General features: G+C 69.9%; 14 protein-coding genes. 7 read left to right on the plus strand and 7 right to left on the minus strand.

Annotation, left to right across the window (positions count from 1 at the left end; genetic code table 11):
* Positions 1–13 precede the first annotated feature (13 nt).
* From ACN20J_RS17415 to ACN20J_RS17430, 4 genes are all read left to right on the plus strand, one after another.
* A complete protein-coding gene (locus ACN20J_RS17415; protein ID WP_190227965.1) occupies positions 14–976 on the plus strand; it encodes an ABC transporter permease in 963 nt (320 codons plus the stop codon).
* Positions 976–3,027, plus strand: a complete 2,052-nt coding sequence (locus ACN20J_RS17420) for a dipeptide/oligopeptide/nickel ABC transporter permease/ATP-binding protein (RefSeq protein ID WP_419668898.1) — start codon at positions 976–978, stop codon at positions 3,025–3,027. The genes ACN20J_RS17415 and ACN20J_RS17420 overlap by 1 nt, the downstream gene beginning before the upstream one ends.
* Before the next feature lie 67 nt (positions 3,028–3,094).
* Complete coding sequence (locus ACN20J_RS17425; RefSeq protein WP_419666264.1) at positions 3,095–4,159, plus strand: oligopeptide/dipeptide ABC transporter ATP-binding protein; 1,065 nt, start codon at positions 3,095–3,097, stop codon at positions 4,157–4,159.
* Positions 4,159–5,094 carry a dihydrodipicolinate synthase family protein gene (locus ACN20J_RS17430; RefSeq protein ID WP_419666265.1) on the plus strand — a complete coding sequence of 312 codons (936 nt, stop codon included), beginning with the start codon at positions 4,159–4,161 and terminating at the stop codon, positions 5,092–5,094. Before ACN20J_RS17425 ends, ACN20J_RS17430 begins: the two co-directional genes overlap by 1 nt.
* A gap of 458 nt (positions 5,095–5,552) precedes the next feature.
* On the opposite strand, the gene ACN20J_RS17435 is transcribed toward ACN20J_RS17430, so the two are convergent.
* From ACN20J_RS17435 to leuA, 6 genes are all read right to left on the minus strand, one after another.
* Positions 5,553–6,719, minus strand: coding sequence for a sialidase family protein (locus tag ACN20J_RS17435; protein WP_419668899.1), 1,167 nt, complete (start codon positions 6,717–6,719; stop codon positions 5,553–5,555).
* Positions 6,720–6,964: 245 nt separating this feature from the next.
* A complete protein-coding gene (locus ACN20J_RS17440) occupies positions 6,965–7,636 on the minus strand; it encodes a response regulator (RefSeq protein ID WP_189837927.1) in 672 nt (223 codons plus the stop codon).
* Complete coding sequence (locus ACN20J_RS17445; protein WP_419668900.1) at positions 7,633–8,904, minus strand: sensor histidine kinase; 1,272 nt, start codon at positions 8,902–8,904, stop codon at positions 7,633–7,635. Before ACN20J_RS17445 ends, ACN20J_RS17440 begins: the two co-directional genes overlap by 4 nt.
* A gap of 245 nt (positions 8,905–9,149) precedes the next feature.
* A complete protein-coding gene (locus ACN20J_RS17450) occupies positions 9,150–11,279 on the minus strand; it encodes an MMPL family transporter (protein ID WP_419666266.1) in 2,130 nt (709 codons plus the stop codon).
* A gap of 286 nt (positions 11,280–11,565) precedes the next feature.
* On the minus strand, positions 11,566–12,276 hold the full coding sequence (locus tag ACN20J_RS17455; protein ID WP_189837925.1) for a TerB family tellurite resistance protein: 711 nt from the start codon (positions 12,274–12,276) through the stop codon (positions 11,566–11,568).
* A gap of 172 nt (positions 12,277–12,448) precedes the next feature.
* Positions 12,449–14,170 carry a 2-isopropylmalate synthase gene (gene leuA / locus ACN20J_RS17460; RefSeq protein WP_419666267.1) on the minus strand — a complete coding sequence of 574 codons (1,722 nt, stop codon included), beginning with the start codon at positions 14,168–14,170 and terminating at the stop codon, positions 12,449–12,451.
* 443 nt (positions 14,171–14,613) lie between these two features.
* Between leuA and ACN20J_RS17465 the strand changes: the two genes are divergently transcribed.
* The 3 genes from ACN20J_RS17465 to ACN20J_RS17475 all read left to right on the plus strand — a co-directional run bounded on the left by ACN20J_RS17465 (position 14,614) and on the right by ACN20J_RS17475 (position 17,491).
* Positions 14,614–15,684 (plus strand): M4 family metallopeptidase, encoded by a 1,071-nt coding sequence (locus ACN20J_RS17465; RefSeq protein WP_189837923.1) that lies wholly within the window; start codon positions 14,614–14,616, stop codon positions 15,682–15,684.
* A gap of 54 nt (positions 15,685–15,738) precedes the next feature.
* On the plus strand, positions 15,739–16,005 hold the full coding sequence (locus ACN20J_RS17470) for a protealysin inhibitor emfourin (RefSeq protein ID WP_189837922.1): 267 nt from the start codon (positions 15,739–15,741) through the stop codon (positions 16,003–16,005).
* 160 nt (positions 16,006–16,165) lie between these two features.
* Complete coding sequence (locus tag ACN20J_RS17475; protein ID WP_419666268.1) at positions 16,166–17,491, plus strand: GH1 family beta-glucosidase; 1,326 nt, start codon at positions 16,166–16,168, stop codon at positions 17,489–17,491.
* A 225-nt stretch (positions 17,492–17,716) separates the two neighbouring features.
* Here the strand turns inward: ACN20J_RS17475 and era are convergent, their stop codons facing one another.
* Entirely contained in the window at positions 17,717–18,676 is a 960-nt protein-coding gene (gene era / locus ACN20J_RS17480) for a GTPase Era (RefSeq protein ID WP_189837920.1), read from the minus strand.
* Between the last annotated feature and the right edge of the window lie 109 nt (positions 18,677–18,785).

Genomic DNA, 18,785 nt, shown 5'->3' on the forward strand with positions numbered 1-18,785 from the left:
GAGAGAACCACCCGTGGTCGCGATCGTCAGAATTCTGGTCCGTCGTGTCGCCCTGCTCGTGCCGTTGATGCTCGGGATCATTCTGTTCGTGTTCGTCGTGATGCGGTTCTCGGACAGTGATCCGGCGTCCGCGTACTTCCAGGGCGCGAACCCGACCGAGCAGCAATTGCACGACTTCAGGGAGCGGAACGGACTGCTGGATCCGTTCCCGGTGCGGTACTTCGACTTCGTCGGGGACCTGATCCGGGGTGACATGGGGGTCAGCGCGCTGACGCGGGCGCCGGTCGTCGACCAGGTCACCACCGCGCTGCCGCTCACCATGCAGCTGACCTTCCTGGGCCTCGGCATCGCGGTCGTGCTGTCGCTGCTCGGCGGGGTCACCGCGGCGATCTACCGGGACCGGTTCCCGGACCAGCTGATCCGGGTCGTCTCGCTGACCGGTGTCGCGGCGCCCGGCTTCTGGCTGGCGCTGCTGATGATCCAGTACCTGGCCGTGGACCTGGGCTGGTTCCCGACCAGCGGATACGTCAACCCGGCCGACTCGTTCACCGGGTGGCTGAAGACGATGACGCTGCCCGCGCTCGCGCTCTCGCTGCCGGTCGCCGCCCAGCTCACCCGGATCGTCCGCACGGCCGTGGTGGAGGAGCTGGACAAGGACTACGTACGGACGGCGATCGGCAGCGGGCTGCCGCCGGTGGTCGTGGTCGGGCGGAACGTGCTGCGTAATGCCCTGATGAACCCGCTGACCGTGCTGGGTCTGCGGGTCGGCTATCTGCTCGGCGGTGCGGTCGTCATCGAGACGATCTTCAATCTGCCGGGGATGGGAAAGCTCATGATCGACGCCGTGAAGAACGGTGATCCGGCCGTCGTGCAGGGCGGTGTGCTCACGATCGCCTTCGGGTTCGTGGTCGTGAACCTCGTCATCGACATCCTCTATCTGCTGGTCAACCCTCGCCTGAGGAGTGCCGAGGCATGATGCTGATGTACCGGAAGCGGCTGGCGGAGAAGCTCTCCCTGCCCGGCATCCGCCTCAGGAGCTTCAAGCGGCTCCCCCTGATCTCGCGGATCGCGGTCGTGGTCATCGGGATCGTCGTCCTCACGGCCCTGCTCGCCCCGCTGATCGCCCCGCACGACCCGCTCGACCAGGCGACCCTGGTCGACAACGGCCACGGCGAGGGCGCCCCGTCCGGCGAACACTGGATGGGGCAGGACAGCCTGGGCCGCGACATCCTCAGCAGGCTGATGTACGGGGCCCGTTGGTCGCTCGCCATCGGCCTCGGCGCGACAGGGCTCGCGCTCGTCGTGGGGGCGCTCATCGGGGCGATCGCGGCGACCTCGCGCAAGGCGGTAGACGAGACGCTGATGCGCTGCCTCGACATCGTCATGGCCTTCCCGGGCATCGCGCTCGCGGCCGTCTTCGTCGCGGTGTTCGGCGGCAGCATCCCGATCCTCATCGGCGCGATCGCGTTCCTCTACATGCCGCCGATGGCACGGGTCGTACGGGCCAACGTGATGGACCAGTACGGCGAGGACTATGTGACGGCCGAGCGGGTGATAGGAGCGCGTACCCCGCACATCGTGTGGCGGCACGTGGCCATCAACTGTGCCGCTCCGGTCCTCGTGTTCTGCACCGTGCAGGTGGCCGAGGCGATCGTCTTCGAGGCGTCGCTGTCCTTCATCGGCGCGGGTGTGCGACCGCCGGACCCGTCCTGGGGCAGTGTCATCGCGGACGGCAAGAACATGGTGCTGACCGGTGGCTGGTGGGCGACCGTCTTCCCCGGTCTGCTGATGCTGGTCACCGTGCTGTCGCTGAACATCCTCTCCGAGGGCGTCTCGGACGCGTGGGCCGCGCCGGCCGCGCGGGACGTCGAGGCGCGCGAGGAGGAGGACCGTCTCGAGACGCCCGAGCCCGGCAGCGGCAAGGTGCTCGACCTGCCGGGACTGACCGAGGCGGCCCAGCGGCTGCGCGCCCGGGCACGCCCTCTCCCCGAGGGCCGACCGGTGCTGAGCGTGGAGAACCTGGCCATCGGATTCGATGCCCGCCACGGGGGTGTGGACATCGTCGACGGCATCAGTTTCGACGTACAGCCCGGTGAAGTCCTGGGCCTGGTGGGCGAGTCGGGCTGCGGCAAGTCGCTGACCGCGCTCGCCGTGATGGGCCTGGAGCCCAAGGGCGCCCGGGTGCGTGGCCATGTGCGGTTCGACCAGCGGCAGTTGGTGGGCGAGCCGATGCGTGTACGCCGAAAACTCCTCGGCCATGAGATGGCGATGATCTACCAGGACGCTCTGTCCTCCCTGAACCCGGCGATGACAATTCGCGCCCAACTCAAGCAAGTTGTCAGGCGGGGCGGCACGCGCACGGCCACCGAACTCCTCGAACTGGTCGGCCTGGACCCGGAACGCACCCTGCGCAGCTACCCGCACGAACTGTCCGGCGGCCAGCGCCAGCGCGTACTCATCGCCATGGCGCTCTCCCGCGACCCCAAGCTGATCGTCGCCGACGAACCGACGACCGCCCTCGACGTCACCGTGCAGGCGCAGATCATAGAGCTGCTGCTACGGCTGCGCGCCGAGCTGGACTTCGCCCTGATCCTGGTCTCGCACGACCTGGCCCTCATCGCGGACGTCACCGACCGGGTGGTCGTGATGTACGGCGGCCAGATCGTGGAGTCGGGCGTGACGGCCGACCTCGTCGAGTTCCCCGCCCACCACTACACGCGGGGGCTGCTGGGCAGTGTCCTGTCGCTTGAGTCGGCGGCCGAGCGGATGACGCAGATCAAGGGTGTCGTACCGTCGCCCGCCGACTTCCCGGCGGGTTGCCGGTTCGCCGACCGCTGCCCGCTGGTGACGGACGTGTGCCGTACGACGGCTCCCCGGCTGGCGGGCCCGCCGCGCCGCCACGAGGTCGCCTGCCACCACCCGGCGATCGCCCTGCCCATGCCCATGCCCACGGCTTCGACCGGGCCGGCCGGCACCACCGGACTGCCCGAAACAGGGTCGTCCGAGGCGACGGAAGCGAGGCCGTGAGATGACCCGACGTGCCGATGGCCATGAAGTGAGCCGCCCCGAGAGCCCGCCTGTCGACGGCCATGAGGTGAGCCGCCCAGAGAGCCCGCTCGTGGTGCTGTCCGACGCGCACGTCGTCCACAAGGCGCGCACCGGCGGCCTGTTCGCGCGCGACCGGGTGTACGCCCTCACCGGCGCCGACCTCACCATCGCGCCCGGCGAGACGGTGGGCGTCGTCGGGGAGTCCGGCTGCGGCAAGTCGACACTCGCCAAGGTCCTGGTGGGCGTGCAGAGGCCGACGTCCGGCACGGTGTCCTTCCGGGGCGGCGACCTGTGGACGATGCCACCGGCCGAACGGCGGATCGCGGTCGGCGCGGGCACCGGCATGATCTTCCAGGACCCGTCGACGGCCCTGAACCGCCGCCTGACGGTACGCCAGATCCTGCGCGACCCGCTGGACGTGCACAGGCGGGGAACGGCCCAGCAACGGGAGGACCGTGTACGGGAGTTGATGTCCCTGGTGGGTCTGCCCAAAGCTCTGGCGGACGGACTCCCCGGACAGCTGTCGGGCGGCCAGCGCCAACGGGTCGCCATCGCAAGGGCGTTGGCCCTGGACCCCGACCTGGTGGTCGCGGACGAGCCTACGAGCGCGCTGGACGTGTCGGTCCGCGCCCAGATCCTCAACCTCCTCCTCGACCTGAAGGAACGGCTGGGCCTGGCCCTGGTCTTCGTCTCCCACGACATCCAGACCGTGCGGAGGATGAGCGACCGGGTCATCACGATGTACCTCGGCCGGATCGTCGAGGAGTCCCCGGCCGACGAGGTGACGGACCGGTCCCGCCACCCGTACACCCGCGCCCTCTTCTCGGCGACCCCCGGGCTGCTGGACCCGATCGACCCGATCCCGCTGGTGGGCCCCGTACCGTCGGCCACCCGCCCGCCCAGCGGCTGCCCCTTCCGCACCCGCTGCTGGAAGGCGGACCAGGTCTGCGCCGGGACGATGCCGGACTTCGCGGCCGCGTCGAGTCCCGGGCACCGGTTTCGGTGCCACCATCCTGTGGAGGACGGCCAGTCGACACGCGACCTGGTCGCACAGGCCGTCACCACCGTTCCGGAGGCCACCGCCATGGCCAAGACGCCCAGGGAGCCCTGATGCCCGTGCCCGCCCCGCTCACCGGTGTCGTACCGCCCGTCTGCACGCCCCTGACACCGGACCGCGAGGTGGACGTCCCCTCGTTGCTGAGGCTGGTCGACCATTTGGTGGACGGCGGGGTGAACGGCCTGTTCGTCCTCGGATCCTCCTCGGAGGCCGCGTACTTGACGGACCGTCACCGTCGGCTGGTCGTCGAGTCGGTGGTGGGCCATGTGTCCGGCCAGCTCCCCGTACTCGCCGGGGCCATCGACATGACGACCCCACGCGTCCTCGACCACGTCCGGTACGTGACGGAGGCGGGCGCCGACGCGGTGGTCGCGACGGCCCCCTTCTACACCCGCACGCACCCGGCGGAGGTGGCCCGCCACTACCGTCTGATCGCCGCCCACTCACCTGTACCGGTGTTCGCGTACGACCTCCCCGTCGCCGTCCACTCCAAGCTGGGCACCGAGTTGGTCCTTGAGCTGGCCGCGGAGGGGGTGCTGGCCGGGCTCAAGGACTCCAGCGGGGACGAGGGAGGCTTCCGGGCCGTCGTGACCGGGGCCCGCACCCATCCCGGGATCTCCGGGTTCTCGGTGCTCACCGGGTCCGAGCTCGTCGTGGACAGCGCGCTGGCGATGGGGGCGGACGGTGCCGTGCCGGGGCTCGCGAACGTCGACCCGCACGGGTACGTACGGCTGTACCGCCTCTGCCGGGAGGGCGACTGGGAGCGGGCCCGGGCCGAGCAGGAGCGGTTGTGTTCGTTGTTCGGGATGGTGCGGGTGGGGGATGCGGGGCGGATGGGGGGCAGCTCGTCCGCGCTCGGCGCCTTCAAGGCCGCCCTGCATCTGAGGGGCATCATCGCCTGCCCGGCGACGGCCGAGCCCCAGGTCCCCCTGTCCCCGGAGGAGGTCGAAGGGGTGGGGAAGTTCTTGGCGGGGGCGGGGTTGTTGTAGGACGTTTTTTCGCCCCCGCCGCCCCTACCCATTCCCGTCCCGTACTCAGGGGCTCCGCCCCCGAACCCCCAAAAGATTGCGCAGTTCCCCGCGCCCCTAGGTTTTCAGGGGCGCGGGGAACTGCGCAGCCCAGCCACAACACACCCGCACACATCCCACCCCGCAAGCCCCCGTCCACCCAGCCTGTCCGGCGCCTGAGGACGAGGCCGTCCAGACCGATCCCCCACCGATCCACGGTCAACCCACCCACCCCCATTAGCCCCCGCCCACCTCTCAGCCCGTCCGGCGTTTGAGGACGAGGCCGTTCAGGCCGGTCCCCACCCACCCCGGTCAACCCACCCACCCACGCCAGCCCGCATCCCCAGCCCCTCCGGCGTTTGAGGAGCGGGGGTTCGGGGGCGGAGCCCCTGAGTAGGTGACGGGAATGGGTAGGGGCGGCGGGGGCGAAGAAAACCCTCCTACCCCCGCAGCTCCCCCACCGGCACCCGCCTGAACTCGATCGACTCGTACATCCCCGTGGCCCCCGTCTCATAGAGCACCCCCACCTTGTCCGATCCCAACTGCACGAGGTCGGAGTACGCGGCCGGCAGCGCGGACAGGGTCTTCGCCTTGGTGAAGGAATGCCCGCCGTCCGTGCTGCGCCAGACCGCCATGGACTGCCGGACCGTGGGCACGGACGGCCCGGAGAAGAGCAGAGGAGCCCCCGCCCCACGACCACCCGCCGCCACCAGCTGAAGCACACTCCCCTGAACCACAGGCACGTCATTGAGCGTCGGCTGGACCAGATAGGGCCGGTCGAGCGTCAAGCCCCCGTCACTGGAGTAGCTGTCGAGCCGGTTGCCCACACTGCTCCCGTGCTGATCCCGCGAACTGAAGTACAGCCGCCCGTCGGGCAGTTGGGCCACGGCATTCTCGTTCGCGTTCTCGACCCCGTCGTACAGGTCGTCCACGAACCCGACCTTCCACGTCACCCCACCGTCGTCGCTGTAGATCGCGTGCGCCCCGTAGTACTTGGCCTCCTGCCCGGTGTCGGCGGAGCCGGCCGCCGGCGAGGCCGAGTGGTTGGACGGCACGACGAGCCGCCCGGCGTACGGGCCCCGGGTCAGGGCCACCGCGTGCCCGGGCCCGGTGGCGTACCACCGCCACCCCGGCAGCTTCACCGCCGGGGTGATGTCCCGGGGCGCGCTGAAGCGACGCCCGTCGTCCCGGCTCGTCTGCACGAAGACCCGCCGGCTCTGCTCTGCCGTGACCTCCCCGCGCATGATCTGCGCCTCGGTCACAGCACCGCTGTTGTAGGACGTGAGGAGGACGACCTTCCCGGTACGCGGATCGACGACGGGCGCCGGATTGCCGCGCGTGTCCCCCTTCCCGGCCGCGACGACGGACAGCGCCCCCCAGGTGCAGCCACCGTCGAAGGACCGTCTGAGGACGACGTCGATGTTCCCGGTGTCCCCGGCACCGTCACGTCTGCCCTCGGCGAAGGCGAGAACGGCACCGGTGCGGGTCGTCACGGTGGCGGGGATGCGGTAGGTGTCGTACCCGTTCTGCCCGGCCGCGTACGGAACGGAAGAGACACACCCCCGCGACGGCCGTTCCGCGGCGAACGCGGTACCGGTGGACACCATCCCGGAGGCGAGTCCGACGGTGAGCCCCGCGACAGCGGCAAGGGCGATCGGACGAGGACGAGAACGAAGACAAGTACGAGGCGAGGAAGCCACGGTTTCTCCTGAGGACGCGAGGCATGGAGCATGAGACATAGAGACATAGGACGTGGGATGTCTCCGGGAAACGAGAAACTAGTGCGCCCCGAGGGACAGAGCAATGCCCTTGCAGCCAAAGGCAGTTGAGGGGCGCCCCAGCTCAGACGAATTCAGGCAGCCCCGGGTATCACAAGCCCCGACTCGTACGCCACGATCACCAGCTGCGCCCGGTCCCGCGCCCCCAACTTGCCCATGATCCGGCTGACATGGGTCTTCGCCGTCAGCGGGCTGAGCCCCAAGGCCTCAGCGATCTCCGTGTTGTTGAGACCGCGCGCGACCAGCGCGAGCACCTGCCGTTCCCGCTCGGACAGTCCGCTCGGCCCGCCCACCCCGGACGGCGTCGCGGTGTCCGGCGCGCGCAGGAAGCGGGCGATGAGCCGCGCGGTGGGACCGGGCGAGAGGAGGGACTCCCCCGCGGCCACCGTCCGGATGGCGTCGAGGAGTTCGGCCGGCCGGATGTCCTTCACGAGGAAGCCGGACGCCCCGGCCCGCAGCGCCTCGACGATGTGCTCGTCGGTGTCGTACGTCGTCAGGACGAGCACCTTCACACCCGCGAGATCCTCGTCGGCGGCGATGAGCCGGGTCGCCTCGATCCCGTCCAGGTCGGGCATGCGGATGTCCATCACGATGAGATCGGCCCGCGCCGACCGGGCCAGCGCAACGGCCTCCCGCCCGGTCCCCGCCTCGGCGACGACCTCCATGTCCCCGGCCGACGAGACGAGCATCGCGAAGGAGGCACGTACGAGATTCTGGTCGTCGGCGAGCAGTACGCGGATCGTCATCGAGCCTTGTCCTCCCGGGGCAGCGGCAGCGTGGCGGTCACCTCGAAGCCCTCGGCGGGCCCCGGTCCAGCGTCCAGTGTGCCGCCCACGCTACGGGCCCGCTCCCGCATCCCGACGAGCCCGAACCCCGGCGTGCCGTCGGACGAGCCCGCCCCGCCGCCCGCGTTCGCGCCCCCGTTCACTCCCCCGCCCGTCCCGTCGTCCGTGACGCTCACCCGCAGCGCGCCGTCCGCGGTCCACAGACCCACCCGTACGGTCAGGTCCTCGCGGCCACCGTGACGTACGGCGTTGGTCAGCGCCTCCTGCACGATCCGGTAGGCGGCGGCGCCCACGGAGGGCGGTATGCCGTCCGCGCGGACGGACAGTTCGACCTTGGCCCCGGCCACCCGGCCCGACTCCGCGAGACCGGCCAGCCCGTCGATCCCGGGCAGCGGCCCCCGCATGTCCCCGGCCCCGGAAACGGAACCGGCCCCCGCCCCCGGGTCTCCGCCCACTCCCACCACCGCGTCGTGCGCCCGCAGCACCTCCAGCGTCGTACGCAGCTCCCCCCGGGCGGTCCGGCAGGTCCCCGCGATGTCGTCCAGCGCCTGGGCGACGGCCTTGCGGTCGAGGCGCTCGGGGTCGGCGGTGAGGACGTGGGCCGCCACGGACGTCTGCACGCCGATGAGCGTGATGCTGTGGGCGAGCAGATCGTGCAGGTCCCGGGCGATCCGCAGCCGTTCCTCGGCGACGCGGCGCCTGGCCTCCTCCTCCCGGGTGCGTTCGGCGCGCTCGGCCCGGTCGACGATGGAGGCGACGTACCGGCGGTAGTAGCGGACGTCGATACCGATGAACAGGACCGCGATGATCCAGCCGGAGATCCGCAGGAACTCCAACGCCCCCTTCGGATTGGTGAGGCCGTTGAGGATCACCGTCGGGCCGAGGACGGCGACACCGGTGAGCAGCGTGCGACGTACGGTGCCGGTCGCCGCGACCGTGTAGAGCGCCAGGAGGGTCGCGGGGATGGGCAGGGCGTGGTTGTTGTCGAGGGCGTGGTACGGAGCCACGCAGGCCGCCACCCCGATCAGGGCCACCACCGGACTGCGGCGCCGCCATACGAGGGGTACGTGTCCGGCGAGCAGCAGCGTCCAGCCGAGCGGGCTCGGCCAGGTCCCTTTGCCGCCCATCAGGGCGAGGGCGACGGCGAGCACGGCGACGCCCGCCGCGAGGACCGCGTCGTTGCGGGTGCGGTGCGGCGCGGTCAGCGGTTCGCGGTTGATGGCGGCCATGACCCGCTCGACGCGACGGGACCGCCCGCCGCCGCCGACCACCGTCTCCGCCGTCTCCGACACCGACCGGTCGCGTACCCCTGCTGTGGTCGTTCCCCGTTCTTCCACGGCTCCATCTTCCGGTACTCGTGCGGGCACCCGGGCGCCCCTCCGCAAGGAGAGGCGCCCGGGCGAGCCCGCCGGATCAAGGTGCTCGATCAACTTGCTCGATCAACTTGCTCGATCAACTTGCTCGATCACCGTGCTCAGGGCGCGCCGACGGACTCCGGCTGCCGTGGCGGCTCGGCCGGTCCGCCCGGTCCGCTCGACCCGGCCGGTTCGGCCGGCTCCGGCTTCCGTGAGAGCACGCCCGGCCACCACACCTTCCGGCCCAGGGCGACGCTGGCGCTGGTCACCAGGTACGTCCGTACGAGGAAGGTGTCGAGCAGGACGCCGACGGCGATCACGAAGCCGAGTTGGACGAGCTGCACCAGGCCCATGTTCGTCAGGACGGCGAAGGTCGCGGCGAGGACGAGTCCGGCGGAGGCGATGACGCCGCCGGTGGTGCGCAGCGCGGTGAGCGCGGCGGCGGCCGGTTCCGCTCCCGACAGGGACTCCTCCCTCATCCGGTGCATGAGGAAGATGCCGTAGTCGACGCCGAGAGCGACGAGGAACACGAAGGACAGCAGCCCGAGTCCGGGGTCGGTGCCCTCGAAGCCGAGGAGCGGTCCGAAGACCAGCCCGCCGATCCCGAGGGACGCGCCCCACACCGCGACGACCGCGACCACCAGGAGCAGCGGTGCGACCAGACTCCGCAGCAGCCCGATCAGGATGAGCATCACGGAGACGAGGACGAGCGGCACGACGACCTTCGTGTCCCGGGCGTTGGTGTCCTCCAGGTCGATCTGCTGGGCGCTGGCCCCGCCGACGTAGGAGCCCTTCAGCTCGTCCCGCAGCGACTTGATCGTGGCGGTCTCCCCCGCCGACTGGGGCGCGCTCTTCGCGAAGACGGAGATCTCGGTCCAGCCGTCTCCCGTACGCCCCTTCTCCGCGCTGCCGACTCCCGGCGTGCCGCGGACGGCCGCGAGGGTCTCGTCGGCGCGGCCCTGCGGGGTGACCACGTCGATGGGCTGGCTGCCGCGCTCGGGATAGGACTTGCCGAGGGTCTCCATCGCGGCGACGGCCTCCGGCTTGTCGACGAAGGAGTCCTCCTGCTTGACCGGTCCCGGCAGGTTGAGCGAGCCCAGGGCGAGGGCGCCCAGCAGTACGGCACCGCTCGCGAGCACGGTCAGCGGCCTGCGTCCGGCCGAGCTGCCCATCGCCGAGAACAGGCTCCGCCGCTGCTTGGGCTCGCTCCCGAAGGCCGGCACGAGCGGCCAGAACACCCGCCGTCCGACCAGTACGAGGATGGCGGGGAGCAGGGTCAGCATCGCGATCAGCGCGCACAGCACACCGACCGTGCCGAGCGGGCCCATGCCCCGGCTGCTGTTGAGGTCGGCGGCGAGCAGGCACAGCAGTCCGGCGGCGACGGTGCCGGACGAGGCGAGCACGGCGGGCCCGCAGCCGCGCAGGGCGGCGACCATGGCGTCGTACGGGCGCTCGATGCGCCGCAGTTCCTCCCGGTAGCGCGAGACGAGCAGCAGCGCGTAGTCCGTGCCCGCCCCGAACACGAGGATCGTCATCACGCCCGAGCTCTGCCCCGAGACGGTCGTGCCGAAGGCCTGGTTGAGGCCGTAGGCGACACCCATCGACATGTAGTCGGCGATCCCGGCGACGACGAGCGGCACGAGCCACAGCACCGGGCTGCGGTAGATCAGGATCAGCAGGATGGCGACGACCGCGACGGTGGTGTAGAGCAGTGGTCCGCCGAGCGAGTTGTAGACCTCGGCCGCGTCGGTGGCCAGCGCGCCGGTGCCGCCCACCTCGACGCTCAACCCGCCTTCGCCCTGGGCGACTTCGCGGACGTCGTTGACGAGCTCGTCCCGCAACTCCTCGTTCGTCCCCGGCTCGTTGCTGGCGACCGGGTACATCAGGGTCGTACCGTCCTTCGACGGAATCCCCTTCGGGGCGCCGCCGATCAGCTCGTGCTGCCCGGCGATCTCCGCGACCTGACCGGCGGCGGTCTCCCGGTCGGCGGCGCTGAGCCCACCGTCGCGGTGGTAGACGAGCACCATCTCGGTGGTCTCTCCGCCGGGCAACTTCTCCTGGATCTCCGCCACTTGCGTCGAGTCGGCGCTCGCCGGCAGGTAGTCGGTGACCCGGTCGTGCTGCACGTCGGCGAGCTTCGCCGCGAACGGCCCGACGAGCGCGAGCACGGCGATCCACAGCCCGAGCACCGCCCATGGAACGGCTCGCCCGCGCCCCGTCCTCGTCGTGGTTGTCTGTCCGGCCCCCATTGACCGATCTCCCTCCGGGTGACGTCTGCTTCAGTCCCCAGACTTCCGTCGAAGACCACGGCTTACGTCGGGCGGGAGAGCGAGGTGGTGCGTACTGCCGGGGGCGACGGCAAGGGCGCATTACTCCCAGGGGAGTAGCGCACCAGTAGCGGGCGGCGGGCCCGCACCTTTCAGGGCCGCGGGGCAGGCGGACCCGCACCTCCTAGGGGCGCGAGGAACCGCGCACCCAGCCCTCACCGACCCGCACCTACCACTCAGCCCCGGCCCGGAGGGCCCCACCCGGGTGTCACGACGGCGTACGCGCCGCCGTGAGCAACCGAGTCACATCATCCGCACAGATCGTCAGCGCAGCGCCCACCGTCGAGAGCGTCTCGCGCTCCGCAGGCGTATACGGCCCGTCGGCAAGAGCGATACGAGCACCCTGAAGCAGGATGGCCTCGCGCCCGCCGGGAGCCAGATGCGGAGCCAGCGGATCCAGAGCCTCATGGAGCTCTATGGCCAGCCCGGGCCCACAGGGCTCCCCGAAGATCCGGCCGGTGTCGGCGGCGAGCGCCTCCACGAGGGCCGCGAGCTGCTCCTCGGTGCAGTCGTCGAACCCGGCCGAGCGGACGGCGCTCGCGGCGGTCTCCAGGGACGTACGGGCACAGGTGCCGCCGGCGGCCAGGACGGCAAGGGCGACGGTGTGGACGGCGTCACGGAGCATCGCCGAGAAACGGGTCGTGGTCGGGTGGTCGAGGACGTCCGCGCTGTAGTGCTGACCGCAGGCCGCGCACTCGACGACGGGACCCGTCTCACCGCGCGGGAGGACCGGTACGCCGAGGCAGGTGAAGCGGCGGCGGCCGGTGAGGCGCTGGTAGTTGCGGTCGCCTCCGCAGCCGGGGCAGAAGAACTCGCCGTCACCGACGGTGGTCCACGCCGTGCGGGTTCCGAGGAGGCGCGAAACACCCATGGAGCCGGCGCGGACAAACCGGCCGTTTCGTCCCCGTCCTGGCAGCACGTCGCACCTCCGTAACGCCGCGGCAACATCGCCGCGTTGGCGTGATGTTAGCCACATTGTTGAGGAAGAGTCAGTACCCAGGGCGAGACCACTCTGTGACATGGCTTGATACACGCCGCGGTCCCGCCCGCCTGTGAGGCGGACGGGACCGGAGAAACGCAGGTGAACGGCCTTATCGGGTCGCGCGGTTGACCGCGGAGACCACAGCCTTCAGTGAGGCGCGTGTCGTATTCGCGTCGATGCCGATTCCCCACAGAACCTTGTCGCCGATCGCGACCTCGATGTACGAGGCGGCCTGCGCGGACGCGCCCTCGCTCATCGTGTGCTCCTGGTAGTCCAGCAGCCGGGCGTCGATACCGATCCCCTGCAGGGCGTGGAAGAACGCCGAGATCGGGCCGTTTCCGGTGCCGACCAGAACGGTCTCGTTGCCGTCCACCTCGGCCTCGACGGTGAGCGTGTCGACGCCGTCACGGTCGGTCGTGGACTGGCCGTTGCTGACCTGGATACGGCCCCAGGGGTTCTGGGCGTTCGGCAGGTACTCGTCCTGGAAGACCGCCCAGATGTCCTTGCCGGTGACCTCGCCGCCCTCGGCGTCGGTCTTGGCCTGGATGATCTTCGAGAACTCGATCTGCATCCGGCGCGGCAGGTCCAGACTGTGGTCGTTCTTCAGGACGTACGCGATACCGCCCTTGCCGGACTGCGAGTTGACCCGGATGACGGCCTCGTACGACCGCCCCACGTCCTTCGGGTCGATCGGCAGGTACGGAACCGCCCACTCGATGTCGTCGACCGTGACGCCCTTGCCCTTGGCGTCGGCCTCCATCGCGTCGAAGCCCTTCTTGATGGCGTCCTGGTGGGAGCCGGAGAAGGACGTGTACACCAGGTCGCCCACGTACGGATGGCGCGGGTGGACCTCCATCTGGTTGCAGTACTCGGCGGTGCGCCGCACCTCGTCGATGTCCGAGAAGTCGATCTGCGGGTCCACACCCTGGGAGAACAGGTTCATCCCCAGCGTCACCAGGTCGACATTGCCGGTCCGCTCGCCCTGCCCGAACAGACAGCCCTCGATACGGTCCGCCCCGGCCATCAGCGCCAGCTCGGCCGCCGCCACAGCCGTACCCCGGTCGTTGTGCGGGTGAACGGACAGGCAGACGTACTCACGACGGGACAGATTCCGCGACATCCACTCGAAGCGGTCCGCGTGCGTCGACGGCGTCGAACGCTCCACCGTGGCAGGCAGGTTGAGGATGATCTCGCGGCCCGGGCCCGGCTGCCAGACGTCCATGACGGCCTCGCAGACCTCCAGGGCGAAGTCCAGCTCGGTGTCCGTGAAGATCTCCGGCGAGTACTGGTAGCCGAAGGTCGTCTCGGGGCCCAGCAGCTTCTCCGCGTACTCCACGACCAGCCGCGTACCGTCGACGGCGATCTGCTTGATGTCGTCCTTGGAGCCGCGGAAGACGACCCGGCGGAAGACCGGGGCGGTGGCGTTGTAGAGGTGGACGGTGGCGCGCTTGGCGCCCTTCAGCGACTCGACGGTCCGCTCGATCAGGTCCTCACGGGCCTGGGTCAGTACGGAGATCGTGACGTCGTCCGGAATGGCACCCGGCTCCTCGACGATCGAGCGCACGAACGCGAAATCGGTCTCACCGGAGGCCGGGAAACCGACCTCGATCTCCTTGTAGCCCATCTTCACCAGCAGGTCGAACATCTCACGCTTGCGCGCGGGCGACATGGGATCGATCAGGGCCTGATTGCCGTCACGCAGGTCGGTGGAGAGCCAGCGGGGGGCGACGGTGATCCGGTTGTCCGGCCACGTACGGTCGGGGATGTCGACCTGGTCGTACGGGCGGTACTTGTGGATCGGCATGGAGGTGGGCTGCTGGCGGTTCGCCATGATGCGAGGGGCTCCTCTTGGTCCGCTTGATCCTCGGAGAGAGTCCGAGGGACGGCCGACGGCGCAACGCCGAACTCCGCGGGGAGGGGGTCGGCCTCGACTACAGGCCCTCGCCGCGGCAGCTAAGGAGAAGCAGCCCGTAACGCATGATGCTCCGCATGCTAGCCGAGCCAAGCCCCGCGCGAGGGTTCGTATCAGTATGCGGGACACCGAGGGATTGCATAACAAAAGGTGCAGAAGGTCACATCACTACACATCGGCACACTTTCCCTTCGCCGACTCGGGGCCCGCACCCTTCAGGGGCGCGGAGAGCTGCGCGACCGGCCCCCACCGGCCCGGACCCGTAACACAACGCTCACCCCACAGCCCCTCTTATCCGTGCATTTCACCAATCATGGTTGCGGCTAGTGACACCGACATCACGCAGTGCAATGGTGCGGGTCATGACGACAAACGGGGGCTTCGAGCCCGTCTTCTGCACCATCGTTCCACCCCACGTCCTCGACACCCTGGCCCAGGCCGAGGACCCGGCACTCGCCGGCAAGGCACGCCGCACCCTGGAGCGCGACGCCTTCGAGCGCACCCACCGCCGCCTGACCACGGTCATCGGCGCGCCCACCCTGGCCCCGCCGAAGGGCGCCGCCGAGGACAAGCCGAACCGCACGATCCACGACGCGAAGCACCGGCAGGACCTGCCCGGCAAGAAGGTCCGCGGTGAGGGCGACAAGCCCGGCAAGGACGCCACGGTCAACCGCGCGTACGCCGGCCTGGGCGCGACCTTCGAGCTGTTCCAGAAGGCGTACGAGCGGAACTCGATCAACGCCGAGGGACTGCCGCTCAACGCGACCGTCCACTTCGGCGAGGACTACAACAACGCCTTCTGGAACGGCGAGCAGATGGTCTTCGGCGACGGTGACGGCGAGATCTTCCTCGACTTCACCATCCCGGTCGACGTCATCGGCCACGAGCTGGCCCACGGCGTCACGCAGTACACGGCGAACCTCACGTACTTCGGCCAGCCGGGCGCTCTGAACGAGCACTTCTCGGACGTCTTCGGCGCCCTCATCAAGCAGTACACGCTCGGCCAGACCGCCGCCGAGGCCGACTGGCTGATCGGCGCGGGCCTGCTGGCCCCGCGCGTCACGGGCACGGCCCTGCGCTCGATGAAGGCCCCGGGCACGGCGTACGACGACGACGTGCTCGGCAAGGACCCGCAGCCCGCCACGATGGACGACTACGTCCAGACGGGCCGCGACAACGGCGGCGTCCACATCAACTCCGGCATCCCCAACCACGCCTTCTACCTCGCGGCGACCGCGCTGGGCGGGCACGCGTGGGAGCGGGCCGGACGGATCTGGTACGACGTGCTGACCGGCGGCGAGCTGGGCTCGAAGGCCAGCTTCACGGACTTCGCGACGCTGACCGTGGCCAAGGCACGCGCCTCGTTCGGCGAGGGCGACGAACTGCAGGCCGTGACAAAGGCGTGGGAGCAGGTCGGGGTACGGACCCTGTGACCGGGCCCCGCGCCACCGTTTCGCAGTAGCGCCATTTCGTACTAGACAGGACCCATGCGTATTCAGGTGAGGCGCACGGGCGGATTCGCGGGCATCGAGCGGCACGCCGAGGTGGAGACCTCGGGCCGCACCGACGCCCAGGAGTGGCACGCCCTGGCCGAACAGGCGATCGCGTCCGGCCGGGGCACGCCCCCCATAGGGGTTCCGGACGGCTTCAGCTACCAGATCACCGTCAACGGCAGAACGGTGTACTGCGCGGACCCGCGCCTGACGGAGGAGCAGCGCAGGCTGATTTCGCGGGTCCTGAAGGAGGGCGCGTAAGCGCCCTTAGGGGCGCGGGGAACTGCGCGACCAGCCACATCCGACCCGCAACCACCCCGCACAGGACCACCCCTCCCCTTGGGCACCCCAGGGAAGCCGTAACTCCCAGTTCACTTCCTACCGTTGACTTCACCAACCGCCGCTACAGATGATCGCGCGCATGGCGAACACGGCGACGAACCCGATACCCCAGTTCCCGGCCGGCTTCCTCTGGGGCGTGTCCACCTCGGCCCACCAGATCGAGGGCGCGGCGGACAAGCGCGACCCCTCGGTCTGGGACGCCTTCACGGCCGAACCGGGGCACATCAAGGACAACTCCACCGCGGCGGTGGCCTGCGACCACTACCACCGCTACCCGGAGGACGTCGCGCTCCTGCGCGACCTCGGCGTGGACGCGTACCGCTTCTCGATCTCCTGGCCGCGGGTGAACTCCCCCGGCGGCCTGGACTTCTACGACCGCCTGGTCGACGAACTGACCGCGGCGGGCATACGCCCCGTGCCGACCCTCTTCCACTGGGATCTGCCGGTGTCGGTCGAGAAGGCGGGCGGCTGGCTGAACCGGGACACGGCCGAGCGCTTCGCCGAGTACGCCGCCGTGGTGGTCGACCGGCTGGGGGACCGGATCAGCAAGTGGATCACCCTCAACGAGCCTGCCGAGCACACCCTGTTGGGCCACGCGCTCGGCGCGCACGCGCCGGGAAAGCAACTCCTCTTCGACTCACTCCCCGTGGCCCACCACCAGCTGTTGGGCCATGGTCTGGCCGTACGGGCCCTGCGCGCGGCCGGAGTCACGGACATCGGCATCGCCAACTCTCACGGCCCGACCTGGCCCGCGTCCCAGGAACCGGAGGACCTGGAGGCGGCCGGCTTCTACGACCTGCTCCTCAACCGGCTGTTCGCGGACCCGGTGCTGACGGGCCAATACCCCGACGGACTCGGTGAGTTGATGCCCGGAGACGTCGAGGCCGACCTGAAGGTCATCTCCGAGCCGATCGACTGGTACGGGATCAACTACTACGCCCCGACCAGGGTGGGCGCGCCCCAGGGCTCCGAGATCGAGTTCGGCGGACTGACGATGCCAGCCGAACTCCCCTTCTCCGTAAGGGAGATCGAGGGCTACCCCGTCACCGACTTCGGCTGGCCGGTGGTCCCGGAGGCCCTCACGGAACTGCTGGTGGACTTCCACAAGCGGTACGGCGACCGGCTCCCGCCCGTGGTCATCACAGAGAACGGCTGCTCGTACGAGGGCCTCGACGACCAGGACCGGATCGCATACCTCGACGGTCATCTCCGGGCACTGCACCGGGCGTTGGACCAGGGCGTGGACGTCCGCGGCTACTTCGTCTGGTCTCTCCTGGACAACTTCGAATGGGCGGAAGGCTACGCCCGCCGCTTCGGCCTGGTCCACGTGGACTTCGAAACACTGAAGCGAACGCCGAAGGCGTCGTATGGCTGGCTACGGGGTGTGCTCCAGACCCAGCGATGAGTTTCTCGCCCCCGCCGCCCCTACCCATTCCCGTCCCTTACTCAGGGGCTCCGCCCCCGAACCCCCGCTCCTCAAACGCCGGAGGGGCTGAAGATTTCGCGGCCCGGGCCGACACTTTCAGCCCGTCCGGCGTTTGAGGACGAGGCCGTTCAGGCCGATAGCGGGGGTCTGGGGGCGGCAGCCCCCAGTTTCGGGAAGGGGTGGGGCTGGGGAAGGAGGAAAGCCTTAGAAGCCGAGCTTGCGCAGCTGGCGTGGGTCCCGTTGCCAGTCCTTGGCGACCTTGACGTGGAGGTCGAGAAAGACCGGCGTACCAAGCAGCGCCTCGATCTGCTTGCGCGACTTGATCCCGACCTCCTTCAACCGCTTCCCCTTGGGCCCGATGATGATCCCCTTCTGACTGGGCCGCTCGATATAGACGAACGCGTGGATGTCGAGAAGAGGCTTGTCGGCAGGCCGGTCCTCGCGGGGAAGCATCTCCTCGACGACAACGGCGATGGAGTGCGGCAACTCGTCCCGCACCCCCTCCAGCGCGGCCTCCCGAATCAGCTCGGCCACCATGACCTGCTCGGGCTCGTCCGTGAGGTCACCCTCGGGATAGAGCGCGGGCCCCTCCGGAAGCAGCGGCACCAGCAGATCCGCGAGCAGATCGACCTGCTTGTCCCCGACGGCGGACACCGGCACGATCTCGGCCCACTCGAACCCGAGCTCCTTGCCGAGCTGGTCGATGGCGATGAGCTGCTCGGCGAGCGTCTTGCTGTCCACGAGGTCGGTCTTCGTGACGATCGCGATCTTCGGCGTCTTCTTGATCGACGCCAGTTCCTTCGCGATGAAACGGTCACCGGGACCGAGCTTCTCGTTCGCGGGCAGGCAGAACCCGATGACATCGACCTCGGCCCACGTCGTACGTACGACGTCGTTGAGCCGCTGGCCGAGCAGCGTGCGCGGTTTGTGCAGCCCAGGCGTGTCCACGAGGATCAGCTGGGCGTCGGGCCGGTGCACGATGCCGCGCACGGTGTGCCGCGTCGTCTGCGGCTGGTTCGCCGTGATCGCCACCTTCTGGCCGACCAGAGCGTTCGTCAGGGTGGACTTGCCCGCATTGGGGCGGCCCACGAAGCAGGCGAAGCCGGCGCGGTGGATCGCCTCGGACGGCTCGGATGACTCGGTACGAACGCTCATGAGGCCCATTGTCCCTGATCATCGGAGCCCGGCCGCACGCAGCGGCCCCGCACACCGCCCGGCACACCGCCCGGCACCTTACGGCGCAGCCCCCGACGGCCTACGATCACGGGGTTCC

The sequence above is a fragment of the Streptomyces sp. 2-1 genome, assembly GCF_048564895.1.
GTDB lineage: Bacteria > Actinomycetota > Actinomycetes > Streptomycetales > Streptomycetaceae > Streptomyces > Streptomyces phaeochromogenes.